This is a genomic window from uncultured Methanobrevibacter sp., assembly GCF_947166415.1.
In the GTDB taxonomy this organism is placed as follows: Archaea; Methanobacteriota; Methanobacteria; order Methanobacteriales; family Methanobacteriaceae; genus Methanocatella.
The window spans coordinates 40,249-60,199 of the sequence record NZ_CAMVEE010000007.1 but is presented as its reverse complement, the minus strand read 5'-3'; the positions used below and the strand labels follow the sequence as shown (position 1 = coordinate 60,199).

At 35.0% G+C, this 19,951-nt stretch carries 27 protein-coding genes; 22 read left to right on the top strand and 5 right to left on the bottom strand.

Annotated elements, in window-relative coordinates:
* Nucleotides 1–409 (bottom strand): argininosuccinate synthase domain-containing protein (locus tag Q0W25_RS02530; RefSeq protein WP_298518530.1); only part of this gene is annotated, 409 nt, incomplete at its 3' end.
* 224 nt (nt 410–633) lie between these two features.
* On the bottom strand, nt 634–2,556 hold the full coding sequence (locus Q0W25_RS02525; protein ID WP_298518527.1) for an IGHMBP2 family helicase: 1,923 nt from the start codon (nt 2,554–2,556) through the stop codon (nt 634–636).
* A 44-nt stretch (nt 2,557–2,600) separates the two neighbouring features.
* Here Q0W25_RS02525 and Q0W25_RS02520 point away from each other — a divergent pair, with 44 nt between their 5' ends.
* The 19 genes from Q0W25_RS02520 (at nt 2,601) to Q0W25_RS02430 (ending at nt 14,241) form a co-directional block, all read left to right on the top strand.
* Entirely contained in the window at nt 2,601–3,341 is a 741-nt protein-coding gene (locus tag Q0W25_RS02520) for a succinylglutamate desuccinylase/aspartoacylase family protein (protein ID WP_298518523.1), read from the top strand.
* 81 nt (nt 3,342–3,422) lie between these two features.
* Nucleotides 3,423–4,151, top strand: a complete 729-nt coding sequence (locus Q0W25_RS02515; RefSeq protein ID WP_298518520.1) for a metal-dependent hydrolase — start codon at nt 3,423–3,425, stop codon at nt 4,149–4,151.
* A 234-nt stretch (nt 4,152–4,385) separates the two neighbouring features.
* Nucleotides 4,386–4,700, top strand: a complete 315-nt coding sequence (locus Q0W25_RS02510) for a monovalent cation/H+ antiporter subunit E (protein ID WP_297825193.1) — start codon at nt 4,386–4,388, stop codon at nt 4,698–4,700.
* Between the two features lie 34 nt (nt 4,701–4,734).
* The gene (locus tag Q0W25_RS02505) at nt 4,735–5,001 is read left to right on the top strand and encodes a monovalent cation/H+ antiporter complex subunit F (RefSeq protein WP_297825190.1); all 267 of its coding nucleotides are present in this window, start codon (nt 4,735–4,737) and stop codon (nt 4,999–5,001) included.
* Complete coding sequence (locus tag Q0W25_RS02500; RefSeq protein WP_298518515.1) at nt 4,998–5,420, top strand: cation:proton antiporter; 423 nt, start codon at nt 4,998–5,000, stop codon at nt 5,418–5,420. Before Q0W25_RS02505 ends, Q0W25_RS02500 begins: the two co-directional genes overlap by 4 nt.
* Before the next feature lies 1 nt (nt 5,421).
* Complete coding sequence (locus tag Q0W25_RS02495) at nt 5,422–5,655, top strand: DUF4040 domain-containing protein (RefSeq protein WP_297825185.1); 234 nt, start codon at nt 5,422–5,424, stop codon at nt 5,653–5,655.
* Nucleotides 5,655–6,041: a cation:proton antiporter subunit C gene (locus tag Q0W25_RS02490; protein WP_297825181.1), complete on the top strand. Its 387-nt coding sequence runs from the start codon at nt 5,655–5,657 to the stop codon at nt 6,039–6,041. Before Q0W25_RS02495 ends, Q0W25_RS02490 begins: the two co-directional genes overlap by 1 nt.
* Nucleotides 6,034–7,488, top strand: a complete 1,455-nt coding sequence (gene ehbF, locus Q0W25_RS02485) for an energy conserving hydrogenase EhbF (RefSeq protein ID WP_298518512.1) — start codon at nt 6,034–6,036, stop codon at nt 7,486–7,488. Before Q0W25_RS02490 ends, ehbF begins: the two co-directional genes overlap by 8 nt.
* Nucleotides 7,485–7,820: a hydrogenase gene (locus Q0W25_RS02480; protein ID WP_298518510.1), complete on the top strand. Its 336-nt coding sequence runs from the start codon at nt 7,485–7,487 to the stop codon at nt 7,818–7,820. The genes ehbF and Q0W25_RS02480 overlap by 4 nt, the downstream gene beginning before the upstream one ends.
* On the top strand, nt 7,813–8,094 hold the full coding sequence (mbhE, locus tag Q0W25_RS02475) for a hydrogen gas-evolving membrane-bound hydrogenase subunit E (RefSeq protein WP_297825173.1): 282 nt from the start codon (nt 7,813–7,815) through the stop codon (nt 8,092–8,094). The genes Q0W25_RS02480 and mbhE overlap by 8 nt, the downstream gene beginning before the upstream one ends.
* Entirely contained in the window at nt 8,091–8,567 is a 477-nt protein-coding gene (locus Q0W25_RS02470; RefSeq protein ID WP_297825171.1) for an MnhB domain-containing protein, read from the top strand. Before mbhE ends, Q0W25_RS02470 begins: the two co-directional genes overlap by 4 nt.
* Nucleotides 8,564–8,815 carry an energy-converting hydrogenase B subunit J gene (locus Q0W25_RS02465; protein WP_297825168.1) on the top strand — a complete coding sequence of 84 codons (252 nt, stop codon included), beginning with the start codon at nt 8,564–8,566 and terminating at the stop codon, nt 8,813–8,815. The genes Q0W25_RS02470 and Q0W25_RS02465 overlap by 4 nt, the downstream gene beginning before the upstream one ends.
* 12 nt (nt 8,816–8,827) lie before the next feature.
* Complete coding sequence (locus tag Q0W25_RS02460; protein ID WP_298518506.1) at nt 8,828–10,234, top strand: 4Fe-4S binding protein; 1,407 nt, start codon at nt 8,828–8,830, stop codon at nt 10,232–10,234.
* On the top strand, nt 10,235–10,726 hold the full coding sequence (locus Q0W25_RS02455; protein ID WP_297825162.1) for a 4Fe-4S binding protein: 492 nt from the start codon (nt 10,235–10,237) through the stop codon (nt 10,724–10,726).
* 1 nt (nt 10,727) lies between these two features.
* Nucleotides 10,728–11,174, top strand: coding sequence for an NADH-quinone oxidoreductase subunit B family protein (locus Q0W25_RS02450; protein ID WP_297825159.1), 447 nt, complete (start codon nt 10,728–10,730; stop codon nt 11,172–11,174).
* An 11-nt stretch (nt 11,175–11,185) separates the two neighbouring features.
* A complete protein-coding gene (locus Q0W25_RS02445; protein ID WP_298518502.1) occupies nt 11,186–12,313 on the top strand; it encodes a nickel-dependent hydrogenase large subunit in 1,128 nt (375 codons plus the stop codon).
* Between the two features lie 3 nt (nt 12,314–12,316).
* A complete protein-coding gene (locus Q0W25_RS02440; protein WP_298518499.1) occupies nt 12,317–13,315 on the top strand; it encodes a respiratory chain complex I subunit 1 family protein in 999 nt (332 codons plus the stop codon).
* Nucleotides 13,316–13,325: 10 nt separating this feature from the next.
* A complete protein-coding gene (locus Q0W25_RS02435; RefSeq protein WP_298518496.1) occupies nt 13,326–13,580 on the top strand; it encodes an energy-converting hydrogenase B subunit P in 255 nt (84 codons plus the stop codon).
* A 1-nt stretch (nt 13,581) separates the two neighbouring features.
* On the top strand, nt 13,582–14,241 hold the full coding sequence (locus tag Q0W25_RS02430) for a DUF5612 domain-containing protein (RefSeq protein WP_298518493.1): 660 nt from the start codon (nt 13,582–13,584) through the stop codon (nt 14,239–14,241).
* Nucleotides 14,242–14,287: 46 nt separating this feature from the next.
* Here Q0W25_RS02430 and cas4 read toward each other — a convergent pair whose 3' ends face one another.
* The 3 genes from cas4 to Q0W25_RS02415 all read right to left on the bottom strand — a co-directional run bounded on the left by cas4 (nt 14,288) and on the right by Q0W25_RS02415 (nt 18,018).
* Nucleotides 14,288–15,079: a CRISPR-associated protein Cas4 gene (gene cas4 / locus Q0W25_RS02425; RefSeq protein ID WP_298518490.1), complete on the bottom strand. Its 792-nt coding sequence runs from the start codon at nt 15,077–15,079 to the stop codon at nt 14,288–14,290.
* A gap of 134 nt (nt 15,080–15,213) precedes the next feature.
* On the bottom strand, nt 15,214–16,692 hold the full coding sequence (locus Q0W25_RS02420; protein WP_298518487.1) for a sodium-dependent transporter: 1,479 nt from the start codon (nt 16,690–16,692) through the stop codon (nt 15,214–15,216).
* 252 nt (nt 16,693–16,944) lie between these two features.
* A complete protein-coding gene (locus tag Q0W25_RS02415; protein ID WP_298518485.1) occupies nt 16,945–18,018 on the bottom strand; it encodes a DNA polymerase subunit beta in 1,074 nt (357 codons plus the stop codon).
* A gap of 94 nt (nt 18,019–18,112) precedes the next feature.
* Between Q0W25_RS02415 and Q0W25_RS02410 the strand changes: the two genes are divergently transcribed.
* From Q0W25_RS02410 to Q0W25_RS02400, 3 genes are read left to right on the top strand one after another with little or no spacing between them, the layout of a single operon-like run.
* Nucleotides 18,113–18,709: a DUF366 family protein gene (locus tag Q0W25_RS02410; RefSeq protein WP_298518482.1), complete on the top strand. Its 597-nt coding sequence runs from the start codon at nt 18,113–18,115 to the stop codon at nt 18,707–18,709.
* Nucleotides 18,706–19,221: a 6-pyruvoyl tetrahydropterin synthase family protein gene (locus Q0W25_RS02405; RefSeq protein WP_298518479.1), complete on the top strand. Its 516-nt coding sequence runs from the start codon at nt 18,706–18,708 to the stop codon at nt 19,219–19,221. The genes Q0W25_RS02410 and Q0W25_RS02405 overlap by 4 nt, the downstream gene beginning before the upstream one ends.
* Complete coding sequence (locus Q0W25_RS02400) at nt 19,221–19,919, top strand: 7-carboxy-7-deazaguanine synthase QueE (RefSeq protein ID WP_298518476.1); 699 nt, start codon at nt 19,221–19,223, stop codon at nt 19,917–19,919. The genes Q0W25_RS02405 and Q0W25_RS02400 overlap by 1 nt, the downstream gene beginning before the upstream one ends.
* Nucleotides 19,920–19,951: the final 32 nt, after the last annotated feature.

Genomic DNA, 19,951 nt, shown 5'->3' with positions numbered 1-19,951 from the left:
AATCAGACATTGCAAGAATGACTGCTTCAAATCTGAATTGGTCGTTTCCTTTTCCAGTACAACCATGTGCAATTGCTGTTGCGCCTTCTTTTTCAGCTACTTCTATAATTTTTTTTGCAATCAATGGTCTTGCAAGAGCGGTACTTAAAGGGTATCCTTCATATTCTGCATTTGCTTTGATTCCGCGTGAGATGTATTCGTTTGCAAATTCTTCTTTAGCATCGATGTTGTAGTGTTTTAAACCACCAATTTTTGATGCCATGGTTTTTGCTTTTTCCATTTCTTCTTCGCCTTGTCCTACATCAACACATGCAGTAATTACTTCTACATCATATTTTTCTTCTAATAATTTAACGCATACAGAGGTATCGAGCCCTCCACTGAATGCTAAAACAACTTTTTCAGTCATAAATAATCACCATAATAAAAATGAATAACAATAGATATTTTATTTTTAATAGTATTTATAATTTTTAAAAAACAGTAGGCAGAAGAGAACTCTTAATTGAGGGAAAAATTGAGGTTGAAAGTTATATGGGCATTTCTAAAATAAAACCCCAATTAAGAGTTAGAGTAGATTTTTACTCTCTACTAATAGATTATACTTCATAGTATATAAAAGTTTAGGTATGCCTAAATTTTAATAAGCAAGTTTTCATCTTCAACAAATTTAATCAGTCGGAAATAGGTGGGATTGTTCTCTAAAGTGTTTTTGTTTCCTATTATTATCAGTTTTCTTTTAGCTCTTGTGATTGCAACATTCAACCTTCTTAAATCACTTAGAAATCCTATATTTCCATTAGGATTGCTTCTGACTGTGGAAATGATGATGATTTCCTTTTCCCTACCCTGAAATCCGTCAACAGTCTTTACTTCAACAGGTGTTTTTTCCTGAATTATTTTCACCTGGTCCGCATATGGGCTTATGATTCCGATATCATCCTCACTAACGCCAGCAACCAGATAGTCTTTTGCAATGCCTACTGCTACTTTGGCCTCCAGCCTATTAATGATTGATTTAGAATCCCTTAGATGCATTTCCTTATTGTCATCAACATCTGAAGTGTCTATGAATAGCAATGCTTCCTCTTCGTAGCTCGCATCAATTATATCGTTTATATTTATCTTATCAACGCTTGAATCGCTTTTCAGGCTGTTGTTGTAAAATTCAGCATTCGGAAACTTCATAAGCAGCTTGTTCATTCTGTATTGGACATTCAGCAGTTGCGATTTTTGAGGATATTTTTTAATTAATGCCTCAAATAATGTTTTTTCAAGTTCTCCAGCTTTCTGGCTGATTATTGTAGGTGGAAGCTGCTTGTGGTCTCCAGCAAGAATGAACCTATGTGCTTTAGCTATGGGTATTAAAATGCTTGGAATTGTAGCCTGTGAAGCTTCATCGATGATTGCAACATCAAATTTTGTTCTGGCTATTGATTCGAGAGCGGATGATGAATTTGTAGCTAGAATAACGTCGCTCTCTTCAATAATCTTGTTGATCATCTTGTTTTCAATTCTCTTAATGTCTGAGTGCAGATCGTCAATTTCCTGATTGTAGTCAATCCATTGTGCCATGGATTTCATTTTCTCTGCACTTATTCCTCGTCCACCTTTGTCTTTGGAAGCATTGTATAGGATGTCATAATCGCTATATCCTCTCCTGAATTGGGGTGTCGGCTTTGTAAAAGTGCTTCTTTTTTCAATCAATTTGTCAATTTTTTTATGAATCTTTTTAATTCTCTTATTCAGCTCATGGTTTTCAACCTTGTAAGCCAGAGAATATGCGATGTTGTTTTTAGAAACCCTTTGGGGGTGGCCAAGCCTTGTAAGATTTAATTTTTTATTTTCCATCAGCCTTTCCAGGATATTGTCTATTGCGGCATTGCTTTCAGCTGTCGCCAATACTTTGTGGCTCTGTCTTGTTTCCTGGGAAATTAGTTCCACTAGAGTCCTTGTTTTTCCTGTTCCGAAGGGTCCGTGTATCAAAAAGAAATTTTCACAGGATAGGGCATTTTCAATAGCTATCTTTTGGGAATAGTTCAAATCCTGATCAATATAACTGATATAGGGAATTTTTCTATTCTTTTTAGGATTTCTGTCTGTTAACATATATTCCAGAGCGTTTTTTCCCTTTAAACTCAAATGCTTTAAGTTATCTTCCATTCTCCTGAATGTAATGTCATTGGCATAGAGGTCGAGTCTGACTTTTTTCTTCAAAGCCCATTTAGGAATCCTTTTATCAAATGCGACTTTGATGAATCTTGATCCCTTTTCAGTAACGGTGCCTGTCAGGTCGCTTCTGAGGGGATTATCGGCACTTACCAGAACCATGTCTCCTACGCTGATTTCAGTATCAATTGGCTCGGATCTTCCAAACTGCACAATCTGCATGCCCAACTCTTTTCCTACATATTTCCCTTTTACTTTATTGATGGCCCGGCCTAACTCTTCTCTTTTTTTGCCGGACATGTTCTGTATTTCAGTCTGCATCAGCTCGATTTCGGCATCTCTTTCGTAGTTAATGAGCCTGATTAATCTTTTAATATATTTCTTCAATTCAATCCCTAATTTTAAATAAGAGTGTTTATGTATAATTAATTATGGATTTTGAAAAAGTTGACGGATTTGACAGTTTGGAAATGAGCTACATATCAGACTTCTCAGGAGGGTTCATTTCAAAAAATTATGACATATTCCGTGAAATCGAATTAACCGCTTTAAACAGGTTCATTTTGGAAAAGTCTGTTTTCGGAACTCCAATTTTCAAATTGGGAAATGGCGGTAAAAGGGTTTTAATATCTTCAGGTGTCCACGGGAATGAACTGCCTCCTCAAATAGCCAATTTAAAACTGATGAACGAATTTGTCAACTTGGATATTCAAAACACATTATTTTTCATCCCATTTGTAGCTCCAAAGGCAACAATGCTCAATTCAAGATTTTTCAATTCAATTGATTTGAACAGGTCTTCACACATCAAAAATTCATTAAGCAATGTTATAATTGAAACAATTGAAGAGCTGGAAATTGATTTTGTAGGGGATTTCCACTCAACCGCATATAACAGCAATCCCGGTTGCGAATCAGTATTTTCATCCAAATCCCCAACTCCTGAAAGCTATCTGATTGCAGAATACATTTCAAGGGATGTCAATTGCAAATTGCTTTCAACAGACTTTGCAGGCCAGCCATATAAGGGTGCAGTTGAGGATGTATGCAATTTAAAAGGAATTCCGGCCATTACATGTGAAGTTTTATCTCCATTTTCAAGCGTTGGTGTGGGAAGTGTCAAAAGGTCTTACATCCAAATGAAAAGTTTCCTGTCGTATCTTGGAATTTAGATTTTTAAATAATACTTTTCAGATGCTCTTGGAGTACTGTTTTTAATTAATGTTTATATATTAGAGTAGTAAGGTGATTTTATGTCTTCTTATAAAGGACATTCGGTATTTGCATTCTTACTAGCTTTGATGTTTTTTCATAGTCCTCTTTTAATTGCTTTAACATTGATTGGTGCAAATATTCCTGACTTTGATCATAAATTCAAAAAGGAACATGTCTATAAGTTGATCATACTGGGATTGATAGTGTTCATTTCACTTTATATCCTTAAATTACCTTATTATATCGGATTGATTATCGTATTTTTAGGGATCTGTTTTTATTTTTCAGAGCATAGGAGTTTCACACATTCAATTTTCGGCGTCTTGACATTGACTTCAGCAGTGTCATTAATTGTAATCTGGGCATATGAATTGGTGATGGGAATCACAATCTTAAACAATTCATATTTGGTATTGGCGGTCATCATTGCTCTTTTAAGTTTCCTATTCTTGAATAAGAATGTGTTGATGGTATTTTTGCCATTGTTTTTTGTCAGCCTATTTTTGATTACAAACTTCAAGGTGGACTACATCCTAATTGTTCTGGCTTTGTTTTTGGGATTGATGTCTCATGTTATCTTGGATTCGTTCACTCCTTCGGGAATTAAGATTTTTGCCCCAATTTCTTCAAAAAAAGTCTATAGGGGCTTCGGTTTAGTCTGCATTTTCATCTTGATTATACTGTCGTTCATTTACCATGCGCCGGTTCTTTTTGGGATGTTCGAACATTATGTTTATATTCTAACAACATTCATTTTTTCATGTTAAATTATAATGTTCATTAATTTGTCAATTTCAATTTATTTTATTGTTATTTTTTATTAAATTAATTATGTTCGTTTATTGATTTTTTTAATAAATATTGTATTGATTATTTTAAAATTATGGCCGATTTTTTAGAAAAGCATACATTTATAATAAATAATCATGATAAATAATAATATTATTATTTAATGTCAGATTTCTGACATATTTATAATCAAATGAAATGGAGCTTGTTTAATGTTTTTGACTAGAATTGGATATGGAATCGCGTATTTTGTGGTTCTTATCTATGAAATAATTAAATCAACAATTGATGTTTGTTTTAATTCAATTATAAGGAGAAATATTGATCCTATTGTTGTTGATATTGAAACAGTTTTAGAGAGGCCTGTTTCTCAAACAATATTGGCAAATAGTATATCTTTAACTCCCGGTACTTTGTCTGTTGATTTGGACAGTGAAAATAACATTATTAAAGTAGCTGCTATTTCTCCAAGAGAAAAAAAGGATATCATTCCTTTTGAACCGTATATTAAGAAAATGTTGGAATAATACATTTTCTCATAAAATAATCGAGTGAGATAGTATGGATATATTGTTTATTTCAAAATATTTGGTGGTTATTGCATTAATCATATTAATGTTGGCTGCTTTAAGAGCAAGTGCATATAAATCCACTTCCATGGGGCTTTTAGGAAGCTCCGTAGTTGTCAATGCTTTTGCAGTAGCATTGCTGATTGTTGGTGGTTTATATAATCTTGAATTTTATAGGGATATATCACTAGCTTTAATATTCTTTGGTTTTGTAGGTACTGTTGCTTTCGCTGTAGTTTTGGGAGGGGATGACGAATGATAGAATATGTTCAATCCGCTCTTCTGATAATATCAGCGATTTTAATTATAATATCCGCAATCGGTATTTTAACCATTAAAGTCGACTCTAAAAATGTTGTTTATGCAAGGATACACATTTTTGGTGTTTTCGATATTGCTTGTATTATTGCTATGATTGCTCTTGGCCAATTTTTACTTGCAGGAATTTACTTTATTCTTGCACCGTTCATTGCTCATGCAATAGCTAATGCATATTGGAAAAAAGAAGATAGAGAAAATAACTTGGACTTAGTGACTGTTGAGGAAGTAGTAGAAGATGATAATCCTTTCATGCATCCTAAAGAAAAAATGCAAGCTTTAGAAAGTGAAAATTCAGAAAAGCTTAAAGCTGATGAAAGGTTCTCAGTTACTATGTTGGAAATTGATGAGGGGGAGTAAGATGTTAGACTTTGTATTAATGATTATAATTATTTTAAGTGCAATTCTTGCTCTTATTCAGAAAGATTTGCTAAAGGCAGCAATTTTAACAGGATTTTCTGGTGGAGCTCTTGCAGTTCTTTTCCAAATTTTGCTCGCACCTGATGTTGCTTTAACCCAAGCGATTGTAGGCGCAGCAATCATTCCGGTATTTATTGCTTTGGCTGTTAAAAAAACTCAAAGGGAGGATAGCTAATGGCACAAACACAACTTGCGATATTATTGACATCTATTGCTTTGGTCGTCATAGGCCTTTATTCAGCGATTTTTATTGATAATATCATAAAAAAGATTATTGGTATTAGTTTCATTGAAGAAGGTGCTAATCTGTTCATCGTTGCCATTGGTTATAAAGCCGGTGGAGTTGTACCTATTTTAATGCCTGGTATGGACACATCTTGGTTTGCAGCAAACGCAGCATATCCATTGCCTTTCGGTTTAGTGCTTACCAGTATCGTAATTGGTGCAAGTACTCTAGCAGTAATGCTTGCCTTAGTGATGGTTCTTTATAGAAGATACGGTACATTAAGTACAAAAGTAATGTTGGCAGACACATCAAAACAGGAGGAATACAATGAATGAATTAATTCCACTTATGGTTATTGTTCCGTTAATATCTGCATTGATCATCAGTGCCTTTTCAAAATTCAATAAGGTCACCAAGATTTTTGCATTGATAGTCGCTGTATGTCTTCCATTGATTCCGTTGTTGTCTAATTATGGTCTTCATTACTTTGGAGGATATCAACCGATTTTGGATAATGTAACTAATGTAGTGTATCACCCTGCAATTACCTATTCATTCACATTCTTGCAACAGGTATTCATTGCAATGATAGGTATTTTGACATTCTTGGTTGTTTTCGTCTATTTGACTAAATATAGGAAAGTTTCCGGACCATATTTATTCTTATTATTCTTAGGTACTGCGGCCGTTACTGCAATGTTGCTTACTGATGATATTTTCCACATGTTCGTATTCTTTGAGATACTGGCACTGGCACAAGTAGGTATTGTCGCAGCATCTTCAATTGATTATAGTTACGAAATGGCTTTGAAATATATGATTTTAGGATCAATAGGAAGCCCAATCATGCTTTTAGGAATTGGATTCCTGTTAGCTATAACTGGTAGCGTAAATGTCACAGATATTGCGGCTGCTGTTCATAATGGTTTAGTTGATATTAAATCTCCAGTATTTTTAGCCTCACTCGGTTTAATATTCTTTGGTTGGTTATATGCCTCTGGTTTCCCACCATTCCATACTATAAAATCTGGAATTTATTCAAAAGCAGAACCTCACGGAGCAGCATTGCTCCAGTCATTTACTGTAGTTTCCATGATATCAATCGTATTGATAATGATTAGAATATATTCATCATTACCGATATTCGAAGTGTTCATAGTCTTCTTCTCTATCTTGGCTATGATACTTGGTGTTTCTCTTGCACTCACTCAAACAGACTTCAGAAGAATGATTGGATTTTTAGCTGTAGGTGAACTAGGTTTCATTGGATTAGGTATAGGGCTTGGAACTCAATTTGCAATCACTGCCGGTTTGTTCCAGGCATTAAATGAAATTGTTATCACTGCATTATTGTTCATTGGATTCGGTGCAATAGTTGAAGCAACAAATGAAGTGGATACTCGCAAACTGGGAGGTCTTCTTGCATACCATCCAAAAGTCAGTCTGATGCTTTTGTTAGGCGGTTTGGCAATGGCTGGTGTTCCTCCGTTCAATGGTTTCCAATCCAAATTAATGCTTGTTCAAGCTTCTTTAAGTTGCGGATTCCCTGAATTGTCCATATTGGCAATTATGGTAAGTATAGCTACCTTCGTAGTATTTGTAAAAACATTCTACGTGATGTTTTTAAGACCGAAACCAAATGATTTGGAAGTTGAAGGCAAAGAGGTTCCTCGTTCAATGGTATTTGCAATGGGAATTTTGTTAATAATTATCTTAGCGTTAGGTCTATTCCCGGATATGGTTGTAAATGGAATTTCTAACTTTGTAGGAGGAATATTATGAAATTGTATGATCAAATATTTGATGTTGTAAAACAATTCAAAAAATTGTTCTCTCCGGGACCTGTAACCAATGCAGATGTTTCTGGAAGTTTAACTGCAGAAATGTTTTTAATCGTTTCATTAATATTGTCAGCAATATTGTTAAGGCATATAAACATTTTGCTTGCAGGCATTGTAACATTGATTTTGGCTGTAGTGTTGATTTCCAGTATTCCGCTTATTCCTAAGTTTAAACTTGAACAGGAAGATTCATTGGAAAAAATGTTGTTCTATGCTGTATTAACACTTTCAATCATTGTAGTGTTCTTATACTGGGGTGGTAATCTTGTCTAATTTAAGTTCAGTTCGTAATTTATTTGCAGCAATAATGACTGCGCTATTGTCTGTTACTTTATTTGATGCGGTATTCCATTTAAGTAACATGATTAATCCTGGTGTAAGCAATATTTACAATGCTTTAGGAACTCAAATAGCTCCAAACCTTGTTACTGTTGTTATTTTTGATTTCAGAGCATACGATACATTAGGCGAGTCAATTATATTGCTGACTGCAGGAATTGTAGTATTATTAATATTTGGTAAAGGATTATTGGGGGATAAACAATGAGTCAAGGTAGTGTCATTTTAAAAATAATATCTTTGCCAATTTCAATTATATTAATTTGTTTAGGTATAATGACCATTCTTGGAGGTCACATCACTCCTGGAGGTGGTTTCCAAGGCGGTGCGATGATAGCAAGTGGAATCATATTATCTATTCTTGTTTATGGTTTAGGTAATTCTCCATTAGAGTTGTCCCACACATATATTGAAGTTCTTGAATCCATTGGTGCTTTAGGATTTGTTATATTTGGTTTAATCGGTTTGTTCGTCGGAGGTTTTTATCTCTACAACTTTGGAACAGACCTTTTGAATGTTGTTCCAGCCGCAATCCAAAATGTATTCCATTATCCGGATGTTACCAATGCTGGAATTATTCCATACCTCAATATATTTGTAGGTTTGAAAGTATTTGTAGGATTGTCCTCAATTGTTATAGCATTTGCAGGATTTAAAAAAATAGTAGAGGAGACTGAATGATGTTAAGTTTAGGACCGATAATATTTGGGTTAATATTGGGTTTGGTTATCGGATCACAGATTAAGCCTAATATTGGTGATGCAAAATTCACTTTAGCATCATTTGTTGCCATATTAATTGCAGGAATCATAATTGCATGGCAAGCAGGCAATTATCCATTTTACACAGGTTTGCCAATTTCTTTTGCATTTCTATCTGCATTAATAGGAATTTTAGTAGGGATTCTACTATTTTCAAGGAGAAAATAAGGAGTTTTTATAATGTTTTTAACAACTAATACATGTGACGGAAAAAGGGAATGTATTAATAAATGTCCTACAAAAGCCATCAAATACATCAACGGCAAAGCATTTAGTTGTCTTACCTGTGGGATATGTTATAAAAACTGTCCTAATGGAGCAATATTCCAAAATAGCTATGGGGGATATGTTGTAGACAGAGCCAAATGTAACGGATGCGGAATGTGCATGTACAATTGTCCTACAAGCAATATCACTATTGAAGATGGAATTGTATATGGTATCTGTTCTCGTTGCGGAGTATGTGCTGAGGCATGTCCAAATCGTGTTGATGGTTTCGAACTTGAAAAGGAAAAGCAAATCAATTTCATAGAGTCATTGAAAATAATTTATCCTTCAATTGACAACATTCCTCAAAAAGAGGAGTCTCAAGCTAAATTGGTTACAAGAAGCTACTTCGGAACAGACCCTGAAAAGTGTATTCTATGCGGAAGATGTGAAGAATACTGTCCACTCGGCGCTATCCATGTAAAGATAGACAGGGATGATGGAATTTGTAGAGAATGTAGAATATGTGAAGATGTTTGTCCAAATCAGTCAATGAACAAATATCAAATAGTAAACAAATCATCATGTACACTTTGTCTTAATTGTATGAAGGCCTGTCCGAACAATGCAATCTCAGTTGATGATTCTGCTATTGTTGTCAATAAATTAAATCAAAAACCGACAGGTTCAATCGTATCATGTCTTAATTGTGGATTATGTGCTGATTTATGCGAAAACGAATCCCTTAAAAGTGTTGATGGAAAATTAAGATATGACCCAACCATTGATACAGAAAATACAACTCATGAAATAGCTATTGCTTCATGTCCGATTAATACCTTAAAAGAAGACGAAGAAATGTTTATTTATGATGAGTTTGATGATGAAGAATTGCCTACATTGGCAGGATTCTGTGTATCCTGCGGAAAATGTGTACAGGTTTGTGATGAGGCAAAAGCCCGCCAATACATGAAACATTCATGGGATGGAAGCGTTTCAGATGATTGCATATCCTGTGGAATTTGTGTGGAGCTATGTCAAGAAGATGCAATCACTTTAAACAGGGGTTCAATTTCTGTTAACTTGGACAAATGTATCCTATGTGAAAACTGTGCTGTACACTGCCCGGTAGATGCAATTCCAAAATCTACAATGTATAAAAATGAAATCAAAGATGGATTTAATTTCATCGAGCAAAAGTTATGCATGCATTGCGGATTATGCCATAACATATGTTCATATGATGCAATTGATGAAATTGATGGTCAATTTGTAGTTAATGATGAAAAATGTACTTACTGTGGAGCATGTAAGAATGCATGTCCTGCAAGGGCATTTTTATTCGAAAGAAATTTTAAAGATTCAATAGAGGGTATTTAAATGATTAACATTCTTAAAATAGCTTTGGAAGGAGCTTTCACCAACTTTAAAAGAATCTTTTTCGCGGCTGATAGGGTCACTGATATGGAGCTGAGAAGGCAAATATCAACACTTTCAGTTGAAGTGGATGATAGGGTTGATGAAAAAGCTTGTATTGGATGTGCAGGTTGTGCTAACGTATGTCCAACTGGCGCAATTCAAATGAAAGAGTTAACAAAACCTGTTAGATTAACCGATGACTGGGTTAAAAGCGAAGTACCTGAAATTAATCTTGAAAAATGTGTTGTATGTTACTATTGTCATGACTTCTGTCCGATATTTTCACTTTACGGACAAAAGGGAACAATTCACCCAAGTTGTGTAGGTGATCAGGAAGTCAATATTGAAGACTGCCTCGAGCAACCATTTAAAATTTCAGAAGATAAACTTAAAGTCATTGCACAATATTTATCAGATAAGACAGTATTGAAAAATAAAGAGGATGGTGAATAAAATGGGTATTAAAGGCTTTTCAAGAACAAAAGCAATTCACGTCATGTTGGTGTACACCGGCGGATGCAACGGATGCGACATTGAAATAGTTAATTCAATTTTATCACCACGTTTTGATGCTGAGCAGTATAATGTGTTTTTAACTTGGAATCCTCGTGAAGCCGATGTTTTGGTTGTAACAGGTCCGGTTACACATCTGAATAGAAAACCGCTTGAAGAAATTTACAACGCTATTCCTAATCCTAAACTTGTTGTGGCTGCAGGAAGTTGCGCTTTAATGGGCGGAGTTTATAAGAACTGTTATGGTGATATTCAATCAGAAGAAATTGAAGGACCAGTTGAAAATATTATTCCGGTAAATGCAAAGATTCCAGGCTGTGCCGTAAGGCCTCAAGATGTTCTGGCTGGAGTCGTTTCACTTTTACCAATATTATTAGATGCGGACTGAGAGGTGATTAAATGGATGAAAAAGTACCAAGAAGCAAAATAATTGAAACAGAAATTCCAATGGGTACAGTTCACCCTGCTGCATTGGAACCTTATAGAGTAAGATTCTTTGTTGAAGATGAAATAGTTCAAGAGGCAGAAATCACCATTGGTGTTAATCATAGAGGAATTGAAAGAATCATGGAAGGACTTCCAGTTGAAAAAGCTAATGCACTTACCGAGAAAATTTGCGGAATCTGTTCAAATTCACATATATGGAATTCATGCAGAACTGCTGAAATAGGTTTGGGCATCGAAATTCCTGAAAGAGCTACTTACATTCGTGTAATTATGGGCGAACTCGAACGTTTGCATTCACACTTCTTGTATCTAGCGCATGGTTGTGAAGTGTTGTCTCACGAAACTTTTTCAATGAGGGTATTCTACCTAAGGGAAATCGTAATGGAACTGCTTGCGATGATTGGAGGTAACAGGGTACAATACGGATGTTCCGTTTTAGGGGGAGTAAGGCCTAGATGTGACCTTGATGAAGCAAAACTGTTAAGACTTAAGGAAGATATGGATAAAATTGAAGAAGGTCTTACTGGATTTGCAAACAGGTTCATTGCAGATTCAATCGTAATGTCAAGGATTACCGGAATTGGCGTCTTGCCACAAAAGCAAGCTATCGAATTGGCTGTAACAGGCCCAACCCTAAGGGCAACCGGCGTTGCAAGAGATTTAAGAACAACCATGTTTGAATATGATAACTTCGATTTCAATGTTATCACACAGCCTGACGGTGATGTAAAATCTAATTTGTTAATGAGGGCATTGGAATCATTTGAATCAATCAAGATTATCAGACAAGCAATCGCAAACATCCCAGAAGGCAAAGTAATCAACACGGATTGGGAAATGTTTGACACTGATATAACTGAAAGTTACATTGAAGTTCCAAGGGGAACTTTATATCATTCATATGCACTTGAAAGTGGAAGGGTAAGGCACTGTGTAATCAGGACTCCATCAATGGCAAACATTGGCGCAATGCAATATGCATGTATCGGAGACCAGATCACAGATGCTCAATTATGTATTGTACAGTGTGACCCATGTTTCACATGTACTGACAGAGCAATTGAAATAATCAGGAGATAGAAAATGTTTTCAAACGTTATAATTTATTCTGTCATTACTGCAGCAATAACAGTAATTGTCTGTTTTATAGTTTCAACATTGCTGCCAGGTATTGAGAGAAAATATATTCATGCAAGAATTCAGCAAAGAATTGGGCCTCTGGTAATATCTCCAGGAATATTGGCTCCAATCAAATTCATGTTTAAGGAAAATGTTAAAGTAGAGTCTCCAGTTCCAGGATTATATAAAGCATTGCCGATAATATGTTTCATTGTTGTAACATGTTTGCTCATTGCTTTAACTCCTCAAGCCTTTGCAATTCCTGCTCTTTCAAGTTTAGTAGCTATTGTAGGGCTTTTGAAAGTCGAGGAGATATGTTATGTGCTTATGGGGGCATTGTCAAAATCAGTAATGTCTGTCAGAATGCCTTTCCCGGACCAGATTAAAGGTGCTGCCCACAATAATTCAAACAGGTCATTCATTGAGGATATAAGTTCAAGAAGATCCTTAAGAATGATTACCTATGGGTCATTTCCATTGTATTTGGCATTGTTTGCACCAATAACCCAATCCAGAAGCATTTTCTTAGCGGATATTGTTGCATATCAGCAAGCTCACGGCCCATATCTATTTACAGTATCTGGAGCAATCGCAGCTATTGTATTTTTCATAGGTTATATGATTATATTGAATGAATATCCATTTTCAATCATTAAAGCAAAATCTGACGTTATTGAAGGACCTTACATGGAATATGCATCCAAATACAGGGCAATCGTTTACTTGACAAGAGGATTTTTCATGCTTGTGCTTGGCGTGCTGTTTTCAGTATTGTTCCTGGGAATTCCTCCTGTAATCACATCTGTGAATATACTGATAAACATTTTAGTTGCATTGGTTCTCGTATTCATGATGGGAATAATGTCTGCATTCAGCCCAGTATTTACAAACAGGCAATTGTTGCCAACAATTCTTGGAACAACATTGCTCGGAATTTTAGCTATTGCACTTGGAGTATTATGAGGTGATTATTTTGAAATTTGTTATGAGGCCATATCATATGGTAAGTCTTGGAGGATACATTGTTGAATGGGATTTTCCTTACAGAAATCTCATAGTGGTAAATAAAACCTCTGAACCAATTAAAGTTGAAATACCAGTTTTTCATGAAGAATGGATTGAAGAACATAGGGATTTGGGTCTTGAAGTGATTCCAGTTACTAAAGATGATAATTATTTAAGCATGTGGAAAAGGGCACATGCCGAATTAGATAAAATCAGGCCATAAAATGAATGATTATACATTAACTATCAAATCTGCTGAGAGAAAAGGTGTTTTAGATGATGTCACTGATGTTATCACTGCTCATGGTGCTAATATCAGTTATGTTCATCTTTTTGTCGAAAAAAATGATAAGGGTTCTATCAATTTGGAATTGGAACATGTAGAAGACATCGACTCTTTGATTAGGGACTTGAATAGGATTCCTGAAATAAAATCTGTAGAATTGCATGGTTCCCAATTGGATATTTATGGAAAGCGTATAATTATCATTGGTGGTGGAGCGCAAGTATCTCAGGTGGCTATGGGTGCAATCACTGAAGCAGATAGGCATAATATACGTGGAGAACGCATAAGTGTCGATACTATTCCTTTGGTTGGTGAAAAATCATTGGCTGAAGCCGTGGAAGCCATTTCAAGATTGCCTCGTGTAAGTGCTTTGGTTTTGGCAGGTTCCCTTATGGGTGGGGAAATCACCAAAGCAGTTAAGAAAGTTAAGGAAGAAAGCAATCTAGTTGTAATTTCTCTAAATATGCCTGGAAGCGTTACCAAATATGCTGATTTGATTATTACTGATCCTATTCAGGCTGGTGTTTTGGCTGTAATGTCTGTTGCCGATACTGCTGTTTTTAACATTGAAAGATTGGGCGGCAATATTAAATTTTAAGTTTATGGACATATAGTGGGGAGTTATCTTTAACTCCCCTTTAATATTATTTTAAGCAGAATTTCTCATATTCGCATTTTTCACATTTTTTAGGATTCTTTTTTACATTCGGAAGTTTTTTATTTTCAGTAATTTCTTTAACTTCTCGCATCACTTCAAACAAAGCTTTCCGTAAGTTTACATCCATCACGACTGGTCGCTTATCATCTATCTTTTCATAGATGACAAATCCTACGAAGACTTCGGTGTCAAATTCTTCTTCAAGGAGTATTGCATGGGCCACCAATTCTAGTGAATCCTGATTCCAAACTCCTTTAATAGGGGGATTTGAGTTTTTGATGATTATGGGATAATATTTTCCGTCAACAATTTCTATCTTATCGCAGATTCCTATCAGTTCAAGCTGAGGGTCTTTCAATAGGTATGAGTACATGCAATTTGGGAAAAACATATCAATAATCATGAATGCATCTTTATTTAGAATTTTCATGGACTGCTTTATTTTCAGTGCAGTAATTTTGATGTAAAAGTTGGTGTTTTCAATTATTTCATTGGTCTGTTGTGGGCTGATGTCCAAATCCATTGCTTTTATGGCATTTATGTTGCTTTCAATATAGCTGCCAATATTTTCTTGCAATAGGCTTTCGATTTCTGGGATGCTCATTTCCTTTTTTATTTTGCGCATATTTTTTTGAATCAAATCCTGGATGTCAATTTTAAGTTTTTTAATTTCGATGGCTAATTGAAAATTAGTTGTTTCGTTTTTATCCACATGCTTTTGAATGTAAAGCTTCATCGGACAGTACATATGTGTTTTAATTGAAGATATGTTCATCATAAAATAACCTCTTAAATTGTGTAATATTACTTAGTTTCTAATATTATAAAAATTAAGAAGTTATAACTGGTGTAAATTCTTTAAAATAAAATAAAAAAAGTAAATAGATAGTTATTTAGCTATTTAAAGTAAATTTATGTTTTGTAGTAGTCTTTATTGATTGCAGGTAATTTTGCAAAGATGATTGGAACTACAATCAGTATTATTGTCAATAAAAGCATTACGCCGAGACTGAGATTATCGGCAGTGGAAGCTGTTGAATAAACTCCTTGTATCCAAAGACCTGTTATGCAGACAGGCAATATGTACTTAATAACTGTCTTCCAGGTTTTGCCAACTTGGATTGTTGAATTTGAATTCAATGTTTCAATTAAATCATCGAATTTGTAAATCCAACCGAAGATTATACATTCAAGAAGTATCGCGAACAGTAATGCAAAGTTATTCAGGTATGCATCGAATATTCCGAGTATTGTACTTCCGTAACTTGTTGCAAATATGCATGATATAAAGAATCCTACAATACAAACCACTGTAGCGGTCTTTTTACGTTCAATAAGGAACTTTTCGGATATTGAATAGCAGACTCCTTCAAGAAGTGCAATTACTGATGTGATTCCTGCAAATAGGATGCACAAGAAGAATAACGGTCCGATAATATATGAAATTCCTCCCATTGTATTGAATACTTGAGGGAAAACAACAAATGCAAGACCTGTTCCTTCAGTAACAAGTTCATTAAATGGAATTCCGCTTGTCACGGTCATATATCCTAAAATGGAAAAGATTCCAATTGAGTTAAACACTTCAAATCCTGAATTTGAAAATGCTACGATTATTGCATTGTCAACCAGTTTTGATCCTTCAGGCAAATAGCTTGCATAGGTCATTGCAATTGCCATACCTAGACTGAGTGAAAATACTATTTGACCAAATGCCGCCAGCCAAACATTCAAATCCCCCAATGCGCTCCAATCCGGTGAAAAGATCTGAGTATATCCTATTGATGCTCCAGGTAATGTCAATGAGAATGCAACAATAAGCACTACGATTCCACAAAGCAGAGGGAGCAGAATTTTACTGACGTTACCGATTCCATCATTCAAGTCCCTTTTAATGATGAACCATGCCAGGAACCAGATAACAAAGACTGCAACAAGAACATTTGGAACAATGGTTAATGCGCCTGTAAGTGGGTCTGCAGCATGTAAAACATTATTTGCGAAATACAAGTCAGGGTTTGATCCCCAGGCTTTTGTAAAACTCAGTATGATATAAATAAAGTCCCATCCGACAACACATACATAATATGTTGTTATTAAAAACACGATTAATAGTATAAGCCATGCAACTGGCTCCAATTTCTTATTGACAACAAATAATATTCTTGCAAGAGATCTTTTAAATTTGAATCCGACAGCATATTCCACAAGAACAAATGAAATTCCAAGCAGGAATAATGAAACGATATATGGAATCATGAATGAGCCTCCACCGTTGGAGTACAGGACATTCGGGAAACGCCAAATGTTTCCAAGCCCGACAGCAGAACCGATCATTGCCATCATAAATGCAAGATTACTATTCCATTCTGTTTTTTTCTCTTCTGTCATTTTATCACATTAATTTGAATAGTAATATATTTTGTATTGCCAGTTTATATATTATTTGATTAATTCTGCTTAACTGGTATTATATTTGGCTAAATTTGTCAAATTATTGTTTAACAGTTATTTTTTTGGTTGAAAATACTGTTTATCTTCAAAAAAATAGTCTGAATTTAAGATTTAATGTAAATATTTTGCATTGTTTCATTAAACTATGTTTAAAAAAATTAGTTAATGAGAGTAATTTCTCTCATTTGTTTAAGCGGGACTTTCCTTGAGTTTCAGATACTCATCAATGGCTTCGCGTGTAGTTCCAACAACAAGCCTGTAGTAGTCGTCTTTTCCTTGGGTGATTACCTTTTCGACTTTTCCTTTGGCAATTACATGCTCACCGTCGATTACTTCTCCGGCATAGGTGTGTGTAAATGATACTACCTCTTTTAAAGGATAATCGACGCCATCAAGGATTTTTACATTTTCTATGGTGTAAAGGGAAGGATTGTCAAATGCTCCAAGTGCGCTTACAATGTCGCACTCGATTTGAGCTATTCCTTGAGGTTCATAAACAGTATCTCCCCATGTTCCTTCAATTTCATCATAATCCTTTGTAGCCAGAATATCGAATAATGTTCCGTTGATGGTTCCCCTATTTGCTTTTCTGTTTTCATACCATCTGAACTCTTCTTTGGTTAAGCTTGCATCGCTCATTCTTTTGTTGTATACGAAATCCCAATAGTCGTTGGTGATTCCTTCAACAGTAATGTGCTTGTCCACTTCTTCAAGATACACTTCTTTCCCTCTATGTTCTTTAAAGGCAGCTATTGCCCTTCTGTGATTGTCAAGCCCGTAAACGACAAAATCCAAATCGGAAACATCGCTTTTTTGAAGACCCGGTAAAATTGAACCTGAAATTCCCAGATGATCATATGGGATATCAGCCATGAAATGGAAAAAGTCTGCAACATCCATCAATTTTGCAATCAGTTCTGGATTTTTGACTTCCCCTCCATTTTCAAAGGTTTCCTTAAGGCCCAATAATCTCATTTCAGGCTTTATGATTCTTTCAACCTTGTCTAATGGGACGCCCATCATTTCAACATTGGTAACGTCACAGAAATATAAGTAATCAGGATGATTTTCCCTTAAGTATGTGTAAGCTTCCTCAGACCCTACCTTTCTGTATCTTTTGCCGTCCTTTTCACGGTCACCTTCAGGGTCTGGAATATACCTTAAAAATGAAATCACTCTGTCTTCAGGGTGAATATAATTTGTTGATGCGAAATACAAATCATCGCTTGTATAGATAAAATCTCTTGTTCTTACTTGCTGCATAAAAATTACTCCTAATCATTACTTTGTGTTCCTATTAAATTTAATTTTTGTTTTAATCTCAATATTTATATAAAGTCAAGTATAATAATAACTTATGACTATTACTCATAAGCATATTGATGATATTTTTGAATATGACGGAAGTCAAATCAATCCGTCATGGGCTTTTCAGGAGTTTGGAATCTACGGTTCCTCTATCATAACCTGGATCGGTCCGGTTAACATTACTCCCGATAATTTAAAGGATTTCGCTGATGTGGGCCTTGAAATCAAATCAAGCAACATGGTCAATTTCATTTGCGAGTTTTTTGACCAGCAACCTCCTAACATGAGGGTGGCTTACTTAAGACAAAGGCTTTTGGTAATGATTTTCAGAGAAATCTTAACAGAATATGGAATTCAAACTAAAAGGGAAGGTGATGATATCTTTGCGGATGGCGGAAAACTCTCCATCTCAATCGCCAGCGTTTCCTTAAGCTCAGCAAAAATCCATTTTGCACTTAATCTGGAGGATAAGGGAACTCCAAGTGATGTTGAAACAATCGGACTATTTGATATTAAGGATGATAATGGCAATCAGATTTTTAATGAGGATAACTTATTGGAATTAATTAACATAACAGTTTCCAGATTTATTGAAGAATTGGAAACTATCGAAAATGATATAAGCAAAACCAAGGTGTTAGGATGAAAATTTTAGTTAATGGTATTCAGTCAAATTTAAGGTTCTCATCTGCCCACGTAATTCCGGGCCATGAATCATGTGGATTCATTCACGGCCATTCCTACTTTGTGGACATTGAAATTGAAGGTGAAAGGGCGGGTGAATTTGAATTTGTGGTCGACTTTAAGGATGTCAAAGGTTTGACTAAGGCAATCTGTGATGAGCTGGACCACAGAATGTTGATTCCAGTTTATAATGATTTAATTGACTTTAAGGATTTTGATAAGGAAAAAGATTCAATTTTTGATTTAAAGAAAGCAAAATCCGTATACTTTAAGATTGACGGTAAAGGATATGCCTTGCCTAGTGTGGACTGTGTATTTCTACCGCTTCCATACACTTCCGCAGAGGAGTTATCCAAGTTCTTTGCTGAAACTTTGGCCAAAAAGCTTTCAGAAACTTATGATAACCTGGAATATGTTGCGGTTTGTGTCAATGAAGGAATCGGTCAGGGAGCAATGTACAGGAAAGATTTATAATGAAAGCTCCAATTATTGAAATTTTTTCAAGTTTTCAGGGTGAAGGCTTGCTGATAGGCCAAAGGCAAATCTTTGTTCGTTTTGCAGGCTGTAACCTGAACTGCAATTATTGCGACACCAATGATAGTAAATCCGTTATGTCAGGAAAATTGATGACTCCAGAGGAAGTCGTGGATAAAATCAATGAAATTTTGACTCCTGACTGCAAGGCCATATCATTTACTGGAGGTGAACCTAGCCTATATCCGGACTTCATAAATGAGGTCAGCAAAATTTGTGATTTGGATATAATGCTTGAAACTAATGGTACTTTACCTGATAATATCGATTTGATTGATGATTTGGATATTGTTTCATTGGATATTAAGTTGCCTGAGCATTTTGACGGCGATTTTAATGATGAAATTTTTTTAAATGAAATTAAATCACTAAATTTATTAATGGCAAAGTCCATAAATGTATATTGTAAAGTAGTTATATTGCCTTCAACAAAAATAAAGTCATTTAAAGGGGTAATCAAAAAATTATCTGAAAATATTTCAAGCAAAAGTAATCTTCAAGTAATTATCCAACCTTCTAGTCCATTATCTGAGTGGAAGGATCTTAATTTTAAATTATTTGAGTTTTCCGAGATTGTTGGGCAATATTTTGAAGTTTCCACCATTCCTCAAATCCACAAGATTTTGGATATTGAGTAATTTTGTTTTTAATATTTTGATTTTATTTTTAA

Bases quoted from the DNA above. Each gene is read 5' to 3' on its own strand.
- Q0W25_RS02520 (WP_298518523.1), top strand. From the start codon at position 2,601: ATGGATTTTGAAAAAGTTGACGGATTTGACAGTTTGGAAATGAGCTAC.
- Q0W25_RS02515 (WP_298518520.1), top strand. From the start codon at position 3,423: ATGTCTTCTTATAAAGGACATTCGGTATTTGCATTCTTACTAGCTTTG.
- Q0W25_RS02510 (WP_297825193.1), top strand. From the start codon at position 4,386: ATGTTTTTGACTAGAATTGGATATGGAATCGCGTATTTTGTGGTTCTT.
- Q0W25_RS02505 (WP_297825190.1), top strand. From the start codon at position 4,735: ATGGATATATTGTTTATTTCAAAATATTTGGTGGTTATTGCATTAATC.
- Q0W25_RS02500 (WP_298518515.1), top strand. From the start codon at position 4,998: ATGATAGAATATGTTCAATCCGCTCTTCTGATAATATCAGCGATTTTA.
- Q0W25_RS02495 (WP_297825185.1), top strand. From the start codon at position 5,422: ATGTTAGACTTTGTATTAATGATTATAATTATTTTAAGTGCAATTCTT.
- Q0W25_RS02490 (WP_297825181.1), top strand. From the start codon at position 5,655: ATGGCACAAACACAACTTGCGATATTATTGACATCTATTGCTTTGGTC.
- ehbF (WP_298518512.1), top strand. From the start codon at position 6,034: ATGAATGAATTAATTCCACTTATGGTTATTGTTCCGTTAATATCTGCA.
- Q0W25_RS02480 (WP_298518510.1), top strand. From the start codon at position 7,485: ATGAAATTGTATGATCAAATATTTGATGTTGTAAAACAATTCAAAAAA.
- Q0W25_RS02470 (WP_297825171.1), top strand. From the start codon at position 8,091: ATGAGTCAAGGTAGTGTCATTTTAAAAATAATATCTTTGCCAATTTCA.
- Q0W25_RS02465 (WP_297825168.1), top strand. From the start codon at position 8,564: ATGATGTTAAGTTTAGGACCGATAATATTTGGGTTAATATTGGGTTTG.
- Q0W25_RS02460 (WP_298518506.1), top strand. From the start codon at position 8,828: ATGTTTTTAACAACTAATACATGTGACGGAAAAAGGGAATGTATTAAT.
- Q0W25_RS02455 (WP_297825162.1), top strand. From the start codon at position 10,235: ATGATTAACATTCTTAAAATAGCTTTGGAAGGAGCTTTCACCAACTTT.
- Q0W25_RS02450 (WP_297825159.1), top strand. From the start codon at position 10,728: ATGGGTATTAAAGGCTTTTCAAGAACAAAAGCAATTCACGTCATGTTG.
- Q0W25_RS02445 (WP_298518502.1), top strand. From the start codon at position 11,186: ATGGATGAAAAAGTACCAAGAAGCAAAATAATTGAAACAGAAATTCCA.
- Q0W25_RS02440 (WP_298518499.1), top strand. From the start codon at position 12,317: ATGTTTTCAAACGTTATAATTTATTCTGTCATTACTGCAGCAATAACA.
- Q0W25_RS02430 (WP_298518493.1), top strand. From the start codon at position 13,582: ATGAATGATTATACATTAACTATCAAATCTGCTGAGAGAAAAGGTGTT.
- cas4 (WP_298518490.1), bottom strand. From the start codon at position 15,079: ATGATGAACATATCTTCAATTAAAACACATATGTACTGTCCGATGAAG.
- Q0W25_RS02420 (WP_298518487.1), bottom strand. From the start codon at position 16,692: ATGACAGAAGAGAAAAAAACAGAATGGAATAGTAATCTTGCATTTATG.
- Q0W25_RS02415 (WP_298518485.1), bottom strand. From the start codon at position 18,018: ATGCAGCAAGTAAGAACAAGAGATTTTATCTATACAAGCGATGATTTG.
- Q0W25_RS02410 (WP_298518482.1), top strand. From the start codon at position 18,113: ATGACTATTACTCATAAGCATATTGATGATATTTTTGAATATGACGGA.
- Q0W25_RS02405 (WP_298518479.1), top strand. From the start codon at position 18,706: ATGAAAATTTTAGTTAATGGTATTCAGTCAAATTTAAGGTTCTCATCT.
- Q0W25_RS02400 (WP_298518476.1), top strand. From the start codon at position 19,221: ATGAAAGCTCCAATTATTGAAATTTTTTCAAGTTTTCAGGGTGAAGGC.